Source organism: Bacillus sp. 220_BSPC, assembly GCF_001054655.1.
GTDB lineage: Bacteria > Bacillota > Bacilli > Bacillales > DSM-1321 > Peribacillus > Peribacillus frigoritolerans.
Genome location: NZ_JVPL01000085.1, coordinates 1 through 14,233, shown reverse-complemented (window position 1 = coordinate 14,233; position 14,233 = coordinate 1). Strand labels below are relative to the sequence as shown.

The following is a 14,233-nucleotide window of genomic DNA, read 5'->3' as shown; positions in this document are numbered from 1 at the left end:
CCTTGGACGCGCTTTTCCCGCAGGAGTCTCGTACCTTCCGTTCCAATCAAATTTGTTTAAAAATTCAGATGGAAACCCTTTGTCTACAAACTTGTTTACAATTACCTTTTCCAAATTTAAGCTTACTTGAAATATTGTCTTGAGGCTGTTACACTGTAACCGTTTGTTCTGCAATACTGAAAAATAACGTTTAAAGTGTAAATTTAATTAACTATTTTCAGGTTTCCAAGATGAAAAGCGTCTTTCAATAATGCCTAATAATGAAGTAAGAATGATTCCCGTAATCGTAATGACCAACACGCCAACAAACATGCGATCTGTTTGTAGATTTTGACCATTGCTTGTCAATTGGTATCCGATACCAGCTGTCGAAGCGAATAATTCACCTACAACTACTGCAATTAATCCTTGACCGATACCTAAGCGAATACCGTTTAAAAGGAATGGTACCGTCGAAGGCAATGCAATTGTTTTAAAAATTTGAAATTCACTTGCACTAAATGTCCTTGCTGCTTTTATTAAGTTTTGATCTAATGTTAACATAGCTTTTTGAGCGCTCATCACTATTGGAAAGAAGGCCATCAAAAATACGATAACAATTTTTGATGCTGGTCCTATTCCGAATGCGATGATGATCACTGGTAATAGGGCGACTTTAGGAGTTACATATAGTCCTGAAATGAAAGGGTTAACTACAGCATTAAAGGTAGAGTTCCAACCTGATAACACACCAATTGGGATTCCAATAAGTATGGCTAAAACAAAGCCTGAAACAAATTCGTAACCACTTACTTTCATATTTTCCCAAAAGGAAACTTCTTGGACCATTAAAACTGCCGCGTGTGCAATTTCAATTGGTGAGCTAATGAACAATGGATTTATCCATTCATTTTGAGAGGCTGCTTCCCAAAGCAACAGGAATAGTAAAACAGACGCAACACTGATAAAAAATGACTTTTTTTCTTTTTTCATTTTCTTCGCCTTTTTTATCTTGTGCTTTGATTGTGTAAGTTCTATCATACCCTTCGTCATAGTATTCTCCTTTCACATTAATTATTTTTCTTTATTATCGAAACCTTGTTTTGAAGACTCCTGTTCAATAATGGACCAAATATGATCAACAAACTCTATAAATTCCGGGCTACGCTTCACATGGAGATCTCTCGGTCTAGGTATATCTACATCCACAACCTCCACTACACGTCCTGGTCTTGCCCCAAAAACAAAAACTCTATCAGCTAAAAATACCGCTTCATCAATTTGGTGTGTAATGAAAAGACTTGTCTTTTTTGTCTCATCCCATATTCTAAGTAACTCACCTTGCATAAATTCCCTAGTTTGTGCGTCCAATGCCGAAAATGGCTCATCCAGTAAGATTAATGACGGGTTTACCGTTAATGCCCGAGCCAAGTTTACCCGTTGCTGCATCCCCCCTGACAATTCATGTGGATAATGATTTTCATAACCTTTTAAACCGACCATTTCAATAAATTCTTTGGCCTCTTTCTTTTTCTCTGCGGTTATTTGCTTTAACAGTTCAACTCCATAAAGAACATTTTCCAAAACAGTTCTCCAAGGTAAAAGACTCGGGTTTTGAAAAACCATTGCCCTGTCCTTGCCGGGACCATCGATTTTTTGCTGATCTAATAGAATTTCCCCCTTACTTGGCTTTAGTAATCCAACCACAGTATTTAAAAAAGTGGTTTTTCCACAGCCGCTCGGCCCAACAATACATATAAATTCACCATCTTTAATATTTAAATTTATATTCTGCAGGGCCATCACTTCTGCACCAGTTTTATTGTTTACGTAAGTAACATCTAAAAAACGAGTAGACAATTTATAGTTTTCCATTTGTGCATTTTCCACCTTACCTATCATCTCCTTTCTATCTAATTATTTTTTAAATGCTTCTTCTATATAACTATTTGTCCAAATAACATCTTCAGTTGTATCCTGTTTAGTAGAAACGCCTGATATCTTGCCGAATTCAACTAATGGATCCTGGGCATTATCCCAAGCTTCTTGATTCATTTCTCCATAGCCTTTAAAAGTGTTTTTCAATCCGATTAGTGATTCCTCTAGGATATCAACATCAATTCCATCAAAATAAGATTCGATTGATTCGGCTGCCTCTCTTGGGTTATTACGTGTGAATTCCATACCTTTCCCTATTGCCCGAACTACTTTCAAAGATGTTTCCTGATTTTTTTCTAAATATTCCTTTTTAGCAAAAACGGCTTCCCAGACCATATTCCCATACATTGGCTCTTCACTTGTATTGATTACAATCTCGCCTACATCTTTACTTTCCGCCTGTAAACCCATTGGAGGCGATGCTATCCCCCCGTCAACAATCCCCTCTTGCATACCGCCAATCTTCGATCCATCTCCTGCTAATTTGACGGTTTTAAGATTATTGTGATCAACACCATGCTTTTGCATTAAATAGCGGGTATATACGTCCCCAGAATCACCAACAAGGTTTGTACCAATGGTTGCCCCATCCAATGAAGCCACTCTATCTTCAAATGATGAGTCTTTAGAAACATTCTTTTTCTTTAGATATTGTTCAGAGAGTGTAATTTGATAGGTTAGCGCCGAATTTAATGATTGAATAGCCAATAAATCCTCACCTTTGTCAAGAGGTGTGAACATACTTCGAGGACCTGAGACCGCAAATTGAGCCTCACCTGATAATACCGAAGCGATTACTTGTGCTCCTCCACCACCAGAAACAATTTCAGCTTCAATTCCTTCCTTTTCAAAAAAGCCTTGCTCTATGGCTACATACAATGGGGCAACTGACAATAACCGTGCAGGTTCCGTAAAAGTAAGCTTAACCGCTTTTCCTCCGGAACTCCCTTTATTTTCTGTTGTTGTTTTGTCACTTTGACCGCATGCAGATACTATTAATACCAAACAAAGCAGAACGAACGCCAATTTATTCTTAAACATATTACTTACCTCCCTAAATCTTTTTTACTTAATTCCTAACTTTTAGAACACTATTAAAAATTGTCCATTAGACATACATCCCCCCTAAATAGTTTTATATATAAAACATAATTTCATATACATATCAATTCTAAATCAGCTGTCCCGTTTGGGTCAATTGAAATTTGGAAAATTTAGATAATTCAGTAGATTACAACACAAAAAAACACTCATTTAAAATCATGAGTGCCCTTTAACTCTTGAGATACCATTTTATGCCAAATAAAGGAAAAATACTTAATGCTTCAGTAATTTTAAAGATTACAATATAAGAATCGAAGTCAGTACTAAGAATATGTTTTTGTTAAGGCTAGAGACACCTACCATTCTTCATATTGGGATAAATTAAGATGTCCTAACGACTATTATTATGCCTCAATAAATCAAGTTATTTAATTAGGCCTCCAATGGAAAGGAGTCTATATTCATCTTGTATTTTTACTATTACGAACGCTTTACTTTACTCTTCAGCATACTAGGTTTATTTTTTCTCAGAAAATAACAGGGATTTAATCCGGATCCAGGGACGCTCATTCTCCCATTCTACTTTGACTGGGACTCGAAAGGTCTTTTCCAATAATGATTCGGTTAATACGTCCCTTTTTTCTCCTTTATCCATAACGTTCCCCGAATTGATTAAAATAGCATGGGTTATAGATGGAACAATTTCTTCAATATGATGTGTAACATATAAAATAGTTGGGCCATTTGGTGCAGCAGTCATATCTTCAATAGATGCTAACAGCTCTTCTTTAGAGTAAATATCCAGTCCATTGCAAGGCTCATCTAAGATTAATAATTGCGGTGAAGACATGAGGGCCCTGGCAATCATTACTTTTCTTTTTTCACCTTGAGAGAGTGTGTGGATAAATTGGTTAGACAAAAGTTGGATTCTGAATTGGTCAAGTAATGCTTTTGCTTTCTTTACATCATCCTCTGTAATTTCCTCATATAATCCAATTGAAGCAAATTTTCCGCTTAAAACTACTTCAAGTGCTGTATCATTTGGGCGTGACTGATATTCCTGATCTAATGAGGAACTGACCCAGCCGATGGATTTCCGCAGTTCAGGAATATTCGTTTTTCCAAAAAGATTTCCTAAAACGGACACTTCACCACTATTCGGCCATTGATAACCTGTAATCATTTTTAAAAGAGATGTTTTCCCTGATCCATTTAGTCCTAGAAGTGCCCAATGTTCCCCTTTTTGGACCTCCCATGAAACCCCATTCAATAACAGCTTTCCATTTCGCTTCCAGATAATATTTTTAAGTGAAATTATGCTTTTCGTTCGACTCACTTTTTCGCCTCCTTAAGGTATTAAAGCCTTTTACAAACGATTTTCTCCATGTACAAAATTTTCAAAATGTTTGCTTGGTCCCTTGCTACGTTCATAGACGAGAACCAATGTCCCCTAGCAATCAGGGTTAGGGGACAAAACAATTTAACTGAATAATGTAATTATATTAAATTTTTCACGTTTTGTAATTTTTTCCTAAGTATTGTTTTGATTTTTTCTATTTTTTTGTTGATTCCCTTCACCCAAGGGGTAAAACTAGTAGACATATATATCATGTATATCCCAACCTGTCAGAAAGCAAAGACCTTTTTTCCGCTTTCAATAATCCTATTTGATACTGCTAGTGTATTTTATCAATGATAGTACGGATAGTTAAAAACGAAAAATAGCTAAAAAGAAGAAAGAAATGGTGGTAAATGAAATACAAAACAATAAATGAAGATTTAATTCTTAGATTTATTGGGGGCGCTTCTGTTTCGTTATGGAATTATATATCAAAGAATGGCACCTTCTCACCGTAAAGATGAAATTCTGTCATGTCTGTGAAGCATTTTGATTTGGCATTGTTGCCTTAAGGCACGCGCGAGAATATTGGACGCTACGAAATTACCAAAACGTTCATTGATATAGTACGGACAAACTGATCCTTTTTTCTCCAAATCGATGTCTTTAAAAAAAACACCCTCTTAAGGCGTGATCCTCCGGCAAGTAAGTTTGCTCTCCCCTATTCTACCTTCAATAACAGATTGTTGAAGGAGTTGCAACAGACACTAACATCCATACATTATAAAAAAAAGAGAAGTTGATTATCTACATAATAGTAGGTTATCAACTTCTAAATCTTATTTAAATAGACTTTATAACTGGTCGTAAACCGTCCCCTCGTTTACGGTTTTATGCCTTTATATCCCCCAAAGCGTTTCTTTTATCCTTAGATCGGTCAAACATACTGAAATATATTGCTACTATACTAATGAGAATTATTACTGCTCCAGAGATAATTAAGGATGCATCTAATAATAAAATAAACCCTAATCCCGCTACAGAAGTAATAGTGGAAAGTATTGTCCATGTTGAAAACGTTTCCTTCATGCTTAACCCAAAATATTCTTTAATCATCCAAAATCCTGCATCATTAACATGCGAGCAAATTGAGCTGCCTGCCCCAGTTGCAAGAGTTACTAAGGCTAAATTAACATCGTATTGAGCCAACATTGGAATTACTAATCCTGCAGTGGACATAGCTGCAACTGTGGCTGATCCTAAAGATAACCGTAATATCGCAGCAACTAACCAAGCAAGTATGATCGGTGACATTGAAGTTCCTGTAAATAATTCTGCTACATAATCCCCTACACCACCATCAATTAGTACTTGCTTGAAAGCACCCCCACCTCCAATAATTAATAGCATCATACCAATTGCAGCAATTGATGACGTACAAGAATCCATCACTTCTTTTATTGGAGTATTTCTTGCTATTCCCATTGTATAGAATGCAAGAATTAAAGATATCAACATTGCAGAAGAAGGGTTTCCTATAAGACGAACAATTTCTAATAATGTATTCCCTTCAAATCCAATTGATTTTTGAATCATATCAACAATTGTAGAGATAGCCATTAATAAAACGGGGAACATTGCAGTCAATACACTTATACCGAAAGCTGGTGTTTCTTCAAGCTGGAATGTTTTTTGTTCGCCTAAAGAAGCTATATTACCTGTTTTGTTGAATGCATCAGGTACAATCTTTTTAGCCACCTTAGTATATAGAGGGCCTGCTATAATGACGGTTGGTATTGCGACAATAATACCGTAAAGTAAAACTAATCCAATATCTGCACCATATTCACCAGCTATTACTGTTGGCCCTGGATGTGGAGGTAAGAAACTATGAGTTGCTAATAAGGCTGCAGCCATAGGAATACCTAGGTGCAAAATAGAAACTCTTAATTCTTTCGCAATTGAAAATACAATTGGAATCAATAAAACTAATCCTACTTCGAAAAATAGTGCTATACCCACAATAAACGAAGCAACTACAACAGCCCACTGAATTCTTTTTTCTCCAAATTTATTAATTAAGGTCATTGCAATACGCTGGGCTCCCCCTGCATCAGCAATTAACCTACCAAGCATTGCACCAAGTCCAAATATTAAAGCTATATGACCAAGTGTACCTCCTAATCCACCTTCAATCGATGCAACAACATTTTCAAGCGGCATTCCTAGTGCTAAAGATACAATAAAAGATACAATAATTAATGAAACAAATGTATTTAATTTGAATCCAGTAATCAAAATTAGCAACAGGATAATCCCAATCGCTACGATAAGTAATGGCATAATAAACCTCCAAAAAAATAATTAAAATATTTCTATTTGCTCAACATACAAAAATACCGAACCTATATTTTAATTAGTAAGTAACTCTAGGATGCTTATGCTATTTTGTTTACTAGTCATAAAGTGTAGATATTTGAAAAAACGAAATATAGTAATCGCTTTCATTTGAAGTAATTACAAAATTTAGCGTGCACTACTATTTAATAAAATGGGATAATAAACGATTAAGTTTAAAAAGTAAGGTCTTAAATGTGCTTTAAAGTTTCGCAATTATAGATTAATTTTGAACTAGTGTTTTTTCTTCACCTAATGCTTTTACTCCCGCATTTAGAACTTCAATAATTCGATCTGTATCATAGATATTTCCGCGCCAGGTTCCTCCACTTACTGATTGAAGCGCAGCCCATAAACGAGTATCATCTGGAAGACCAGGATCCGGTTTGAGGTCTGGATGAAGGTCACGTTCTTTCAAGACTTTAGTTGCCTTTTCTAAAGAAAGTCTTTCATTCTCAGTTCCAACAAAATTAACGGAACCCACTAACTGATTGCGGTCAACAATGATTTCAATAACGTCTCCATCACGCAATTTGCCAATTGCTCCCCCAGCCAATGCCTCAGGTCCAATATGTCCAATGCATGCGCCAGTAGAAACACCCGAAAAACGCGCATCTGTAATCAGGGAGACATGTTTGCCAAAAGACAAATGTTTTAATGCCGATGTTAGTTGATATGTTTCCTCCATCCCGGTTCCTGAAGGACCACCGCCCATAACAACCATTATATCTCCTGCTTCAATACCCCCTGTTTTAATAGCTTTTATAGCTGTCTTTTCTGAAGTGAAGACTTTAGCTTTTCCTGTATGTCGATACACTCCGTCTTCTCCTACTACAGATGAATCAATGGAGGTTGATTTTATTACTGATCCTTCAGGAGCAATATTTCCTTTCGGGAATGTAACAGTAGAAGTTAGACCTTTTTCTTTTGCTTTGACTGGATCCATGATAATATCATCAGGATTAATTCCATCAATTTCCAACAATTGTTTTTTCATCATTGTACGTCTTTCTGATTTTTCCCACCAATCGAGGTTTGCACCAAGGGTTTCTCCAGTAACGGTTAGTACATCTTCATGCAACACACCTAATTTTCTTAGATGAAGCATAACCTCTGGAACCCCACCTGCTAGGAATACCTTAACGGTTGTGTGACCTACAGGACCATTTGGTAGTACATCGACTAAGCGAGGAACTTTCTTATTGATTCTAGTCCAATCTTCAACAGTGGGTATCTTACAATTAGCTGCATGAGCAATTGCTGGGATATGAAGTAATAAATTTGTTGAACCTCCGAAAGCTGCGTGAATCACCATAGCATTTTCTATCGCTTTATCCGTAATAATATCTTTGGTATAGATCTTTTTCTTCTCCAACTCTAAAGCTGCACGTGCTGATTGCCTAGCCATCTCCATCCATATTGGCTGACCTGAAGGTGCTAGTGCCGAGTGAGGTAAGGCCATTCCAATAGCTTCAGCAACTACTTGGGAGGTGCCAGCTGTACCAAGAAATTGACATCCTCCTCCCGGTGTAGCACAAGCACGACATCCGAGATCAGCAGCTTCTTGTAAAGTAATTTCGTTGTTTGCGTATCTTGCCCCAATTGTTTGAATCTTTCCTGCGTCTTCTCCATTTGTAGGTGGAAGAGTAACACCTCCAGGGACAATGATAGTTGGCAAGTTGTGCATTGACGCCAGAGCTACCATCATTGCTGGAAGACCTTTATCACACGTAGCTACCCCAATAATTGCACGACGCGTAGGCAATGATCGAATTAATCTACGATAAACTATAGCTGCATCGTTTCGAAAAGGAAGGGAATCAAACATACCGGTAGTTCCTTGAGAACGACCATCACATGGATCACTTACGAATCCTGCAAAAGGAACCCCTCCTTGTCTACTAATCTCTTCAGCTGACGCCTTCATTAATAAACCTATTTCCCAATGGCCAGTATGATACCCTAACGCAATTGGAGTACCATCATGATTCCTAATTCCACCTTGAGTACCGAGGATTAGAACTTGTTTTCCAAGGAGGTTTGAAGGTGCCCATCCCATTCCAACATTTTGGGATAATCCAAAAAGGTCACCACTTGGTGAATCTAGCAACATTTCTGATGTAAGTGGGAGTGAACCGTCTGCCCCTTTTGAATGAGTTTGAACTTTGTAAAAAGATACATCCTCTTCACCAAATATCGATTGTAATGACATATGTATTCCTCCGTTAATAAGATTTTTTTATTTCAAAAAAAGAAATATAATTATGTTGCTCACATAATTAACTGCTAATTATTGACCTATATTTATAGCAATTACTATCATGCTTGCCTACTGCTATTTCGATTTTTATAATCTGAAATATTGAATATTCTAAGGACTGTTTATCTTGTATACTCTCTATAAAAACCTCTCCTTTAGTTTTATAATATAAAACGCAGTTCATCTATATTGAACTTTGGTTGCCATTTAAAATAATCACATTTTTTCTGAAAAGTCAATCAACTTTCCGAAGCTAATTATAGAGTAGGATTTCATGTTATTTACAATAAACCTCTATATTTTACTCATATCTACGTAAGGAGTCTAAAACAACAGAGGGTATAATTCTAAAAAAATACTAGTTTTTGTATAAGATATTAACTCCTATAAATCTTACGTAGATAATTGTATGACTTAATAACTTCGCTTTGTAGAATGAGAATGATAAATGAATTCTTTATAATTTTTCTTTGGATAAAGGAAATCCATGTATTTAATTAAGTTTCTTGACATTTTTAAAAAACTAGTATTATATTTGAATTGTAAGAATGTTTGTAATAGTAAAAATAGGTTTTATAATTTAAAACAAGTAGGTGAAATCCATGCCTGTTATTCAATCAGTAGACCGTGCTCTTCGTATTCTTGATTTGTTTGACGAACATACAGCAGAATTGAAAATAACAGATATAAGTAATCAGTTAGGACTTCACAAGAGCACTGTTCATTCTTTATTGAAAACGCTTTTAAATCATGGCTATATCAGTCAAAATCCTGAGAATGGGAAGTATGGTTTGGGAATGAAGCTCTTTGAAAGAGGAAATTATGTCATTCAGTCTTTAGACCTTAGAGATTTATCAAAAAAATACTTAATGGATTTATCGGTAAAAACCGGACAGACTGCCCACTTAGTTATACTAGACGGCAAAGAGGGAGTTTATATTGATAAAGTTGAAGGTCCTATGGCCGTTATTCTTTATTCAAAAATAGGGAAAAGAATTCCACTTCACTGCTCCGCTGTTGGTAAAGCTTTAATAGCTTTTAAAGATCAGGAAGAAATTAAAAAAATTCTAAATGAATATGTCTATTTTAAACAAACTGAATATACCATTACAGGTGAATCTGAATTTTTGCGTGAGCTTCAACAAGTTCAATCTCAAGGGTACGCAGTTGATAATCAGGAAAACGAGCCAGGTGTTCGCTGTATTGCAGCACCTATTCGAAATCATGAGAATAAAGTTATTGCAGCTATTAGCCTTTCTACACTTATAGCTCGTATAGATGAGGTTCAGCTAGAAACTTTTATTGAACAACTGGAACAGGCGGCTTTCCAATTATCAGAACAAATGGGAAATGGGATACCAATTTCATAGAGGTGGTTCCCTTCTCTTTTGTCTATATATGAAAACTCAGTTTTATAATATAAAACATTAGGAGGCTATTTTTATGCGTATTATCCGATATTTAAATGAGCATTCAAAAGCAACTCTAGCAGCTATTACAAATGAGGGAAAAGTATACCCTCTTCCTCAAGAAGGATTGATTGAATTAATCCAACAGGCAAACGAACAAAATGTTTCTCCCCTCTCTTTTGTAGAAATTACTATTTCCAAGTCAAAGCCTATTCCATACTCTGTAGAAGATTTATCGTTACTTGTTCCTATTGAAGCTGAAGAAGTATGGGCCTCCGGTGTTACATATGAGCGTAGTCGCGATGCACGTAATTATGAAGCAACAGGTGGAAAGCTTGATGCAACTACTTTCTATGACAAGATATATGAGGCTGAACGGCCAGAAATTTTCTTTAAGTCTACGGCTGCTCGTACGGTTGGTCCAGGACAGGACGTTTACATACGTAGTGATTCTAATTGGCAAATTCCTGAGCCAGAAGTGGGCATTGTTATTAATCGAGATGGTGAAATCCTTGGATATACGATTGGAAATGATATGAGTTGTCGTGACATTGAAGGAGAGAACCCTCTTTATCTACCACAAGCAAAAATGTGGAAAAATTCTTGTTCCATTGGACCGGCAATTATCCTTGCAGAGTCCGTGGAAGATCCCTACAATTTTGACATCACATGTCGAATCTACCGCAATGACGAGCTTAAAGTAGAGGGAAAAGCGAATACTAGCCAGTTAAAAAGAAAATTTGATGAATTAATATCTTTCCTCATACGCGACAACGAAATTTTTGACGGTACTGTATTATTGACTGGTACATGTATAATTCCACCAAATGACTTTACCTTATTAGATGGCGATGAGATTGAAATTGAAGTCTCTAATATTGGTGTCTTGAAAAATAGTGTAAAGTTACCAAAACACATATTAGTTTGAGTAAAACCGATAACACACTAATCATGCAGAAAAATACTCATTGAATTCTTGGAAAAACACTAGTTTAACGAGAGTTCTCCAACTAAACCATAAAATTAACTTCAATAAGGACTTTGGCATTCAATGTTTCAGGATTAAGCAAACTGTTTCAAGGAATATGGGGGTATATAAGGTGAACGTAAAAACTGACGTAAAAACGTATTTAAACTATATCAATGGTAAATGGGTAACTGCTTCTATTCAAAAGGTTGATACTAGTATCAATCCAGCCAATCGTCATGAAATCATCGGTTATGTACAACAGTCTGAAAAAGAAGATTTAGATAACGCTGTTCTTGCTGCGAAGGAAGCACAAGTTTTCTGGGGGAAGCTATCTGGTGCTACCCGTGGAGAGTATTTGTATAAAGTCGCGAACGCACTCGAGCAACGTATTGATGAAATTGCGGAAACGATGACTCGTGAAATGGGAAAAACACTTCTGGAAGCAAAAGGGGAAACAGCTAGAGGTGTCGCTATCCTTCGTTATTATGCAGGAGAAGGAATGAGAAAAATAGGTGATGTGATTCCCTCATCGGATTCTGAAGCACTGATGTTCACTACTCGTGCTCCCCTTGGAGTTGTAGGCGTTATCACACCTTGGAATTTCCCAGTGGCAATCCCCATCTGGAAAATAGCGCCGGCACTCATCTATGGAAATACTGTTATTCTTAAACCAGCTCAAGAAGCCGCAGTAACCGCAGCCAAAATAATAGAATGCTTTGACGAGGCAGGGCTTCCAATGGGTACTATTAATATGGTGACAGGCCCTGGGTCTGTCATTGGTCAGGCGATTACTAACCACCCAGATATTAATGGAATTACATTCACAGGATCTGATGCGGTTGGTAAATTAATTGGGCTAGGAGCTCTAAAGCGTGGTGCTAAGTATCAGTTAGAAATGGGTGGGAAGAATCCTGTCATTGTAGCCAATGACGCCGATTTAGAAGAGGCAGTAGAAGCAACTATTAGTGGAGGCCTCCGTTCTACGGGACAGAAATGTACAGCTACAAGTCGTGTAATCGTACAAAGTAAAGTTTACGAGCAGTTCAAAAATAAACTTATTGAAAAGATAAAGGAAATAAAAATTGGGAATGGTTTAAAAGAAGATATATGGATGGGGCCATGTACAAGTGAGAACCAGTTGAATACAGTACTTTCTTACGTAATGAAAGGAATTGAAGAGGGCGCGACATTGATTTATGGCGGTAAACGTTTGGAGGAAGATGAATTAGTCAATGGATTCTTTATGGAACCTACTGTCTTTGAAAATGTAAGTAATAGAATGTCTATTGCCCAAGAGGAAATTTTTGGACCAGTGCTTGCCCTTATCAAAGTTGAGACTTTAGAAGAAGCATTACAAATTGCAAACGACGTGAAATTTGGACTAAGTGCTTCTATTTTCACTAAAAATATTGGTCACATGCTTTCTTTTATTAATGAGATGGATGCTGGTCTCGTACGTATTAATGCTGAATCTGCTGGAGTTGAACTGCAAGCCCCATTCGGGGGAATGAAACAATCCAGCTCCCACTCTCGTGAGCAAGGAGAAGCTGCAATTGAGTTTTTCACTTCTATTAAAACCGTATTTGTAAAGCCATAAATGATTTTTTAGAAGAATATATACCAGATATGTTTTAGCTATTAATTATGTTCTCATGAAATAAACCTAATAAGAACTAACCCTCAAAAACTTATAATTGATACTTAGAAAGTGCATAAAAGCTATTGCTTTTATGCACTTTTTATAGTAGAGAACTGAACAAAGCTTGATAAATCAAGGATGTATAAAAACCTCCATATATAAAAAAATAAGGCGCATAAGTATTCATAAATTCATCCCCTTTATATTCATTCCCTTCCAATATTATTGAATTAATAGGATTAAAGGGTGTGAATTCAGAAAAAGAATATTCCTCTTCTTAGGCAGCGGCATCCGGTTGAATGAGTTATCCAATTTAAGGTTACGAGACTTAGATTTTGAGGAAAAACAGATACACGTTTTACGTAAGGGTGGTAAAAAGGATGTAGTGGCAATCTCTCCTCCATCTATGCAGGACATAAAAGATTACCTAGCTGTGCGAACGGAACGTTATAGGGGCTCAAACGATGATACGGACTATGTATTCTTGACTAGGGTGAATGATGGAGCCACCCCCCTTTCCAACCGCGCCATCGAGGCTCTAGTAAAGAAATACACGAAGGCATTTAAGATCAATAAATCGATGTCTCCACACAAACTTAGGCATACCTATGGGACGAATTTAATGGAACAGTCAGGGCATTCATCTACTGATGACTCAACTTGGTCATACTTCAACCACAACGGCTGCCCTCTATACAAACCCTGAGCAGGAGAAGGCTAAAAAGGCTGCGAAACTGCTGGGAGAGAAAAGAACCAATTATCTTGAAAAGGATTAAAAAAAGGAGAACAACGGATTAGGCTTCATATAGCATAAATAGACTTTATATTACCATTTACTGCTTGGCCAAGATTATCAAGAATCTTAGTGCTGCCGAAAATTTTATAGTTCATTGGAGCATAAGATACGTACCCATGCTTCGTCGGGTATGGTGTTTTGATTGGCTTAAAGTCCTCATGATTGGTGTATCAATGAAACCTTTCTTGTAGCAATATCTAATGAAGGCTCGCATAGTACGTATACCAATATTGACTGTCATAGGAGCTTATCTAATTATAATGAGTTCGTGACCAAAATGTGCCCAATATTTATGACCCTCTAAGGGCAGACTAGCGGAATAAACTGCTATCTATCATAGCAGCTTATTATGATATTCTATGGGAATGAGCAGGATGGAACCCAAGAAAAATAAAAGTAGCCCATAGGACTACTTTCAGACTGTAGACAAACTCGATGAAAATCGAGTTTGTCTATTTTTAT

10 protein-coding genes are annotated in these 14,233 nt (G+C 36.7%); 4 read left to right on the top strand and 6 right to left on the bottom strand.

From position 1 onward, the window contains the following. Positions 1-207: 207 nt before the first annotated feature. From ADA55_RS05155 to ADA55_RS05130, 6 genes are all read right to left on the bottom strand, one after another. Complete coding sequence (locus tag ADA55_RS05155) at positions 208-972, bottom strand: ABC transporter permease (RefSeq protein ID WP_161798615.1); 765 nt, start codon at positions 970-972, stop codon at positions 208-210. A gap of 81 nt (positions 973-1,053) precedes the next feature. Beyond that, positions 1,054-1,869: an ABC transporter ATP-binding protein gene (locus tag ADA55_RS05150; RefSeq protein ID WP_226990413.1), complete on the bottom strand. Its 816-nt coding sequence runs from the start codon at positions 1,867-1,869 to the stop codon at positions 1,054-1,056. Positions 1,870-1,896: 27 nt separating this feature from the next. Next, on the bottom strand, positions 1,897-2,958 hold the full coding sequence (locus ADA55_RS05145; protein WP_048680089.1) for an ABC transporter substrate-binding protein: 1,062 nt from the start codon (positions 2,956-2,958) through the stop codon (positions 1,897-1,899). Between the two features lie 520 nt (positions 2,959-3,478). Continuing rightward, the gene (locus ADA55_RS05140; protein WP_048680087.1) at positions 3,479-4,297 is read right to left on the bottom strand and encodes an ABC transporter ATP-binding protein; all 819 of its coding nucleotides are present in this window, start codon (positions 4,295-4,297) and stop codon (positions 3,479-3,481) included. Between the two features lie 894 nt (positions 4,298-5,191). Then, complete coding sequence (locus tag ADA55_RS05135; protein ID WP_048680085.1) at positions 5,192-6,643, bottom strand: GntP family permease; 1,452 nt, start codon at positions 6,641-6,643, stop codon at positions 5,192-5,194. Positions 6,644-6,920: 277 nt separating this feature from the next. Further along, a complete protein-coding gene (locus ADA55_RS05130; protein WP_048680082.1) occupies positions 6,921-8,909 on the bottom strand; it encodes a YjhG/YagF family D-xylonate dehydratase in 1,989 nt (662 codons plus the stop codon). Between the two features lie 650 nt (positions 8,910-9,559). On the opposite strand from ADA55_RS05130, the gene ADA55_RS05125 reads away from it, so the two are divergent. From ADA55_RS05125 to ADA55_RS05110, 4 genes are all read left to right on the top strand, one after another. After that, positions 9,560-10,327: an IclR family transcriptional regulator gene (locus ADA55_RS05125; RefSeq protein ID WP_048680079.1), complete on the top strand. Its 768-nt coding sequence runs from the start codon at positions 9,560-9,562 to the stop codon at positions 10,325-10,327. Between the two features lie 73 nt (positions 10,328-10,400). Then, on the top strand, positions 10,401-11,294 hold the full coding sequence (locus tag ADA55_RS05120) for a fumarylacetoacetate hydrolase family protein (RefSeq protein WP_048680076.1): 894 nt from the start codon (positions 10,401-10,403) through the stop codon (positions 11,292-11,294). Between the two features lie 172 nt (positions 11,295-11,466). Beyond that, positions 11,467-12,933 carry an alpha-ketoglutaric semialdehyde dehydrogenase GucD gene (gene gucD, locus ADA55_RS05115; RefSeq protein WP_048680072.1) on the top strand — a complete coding sequence of 489 codons (1,467 nt, stop codon included), beginning with the start codon at positions 11,467-11,469 and terminating at the stop codon, positions 12,931-12,933. A 337-nt stretch (positions 12,934-13,270) separates the two neighbouring features. Beyond that, complete coding sequence (locus ADA55_RS05110; protein ID WP_053087370.1) at positions 13,271-13,681, top strand: tyrosine-type recombinase/integrase; 411 nt, start codon at positions 13,271-13,273, stop codon at positions 13,679-13,681. The last annotated feature ends 552 nt before the right edge of the window (positions 13,682-14,233 follow it).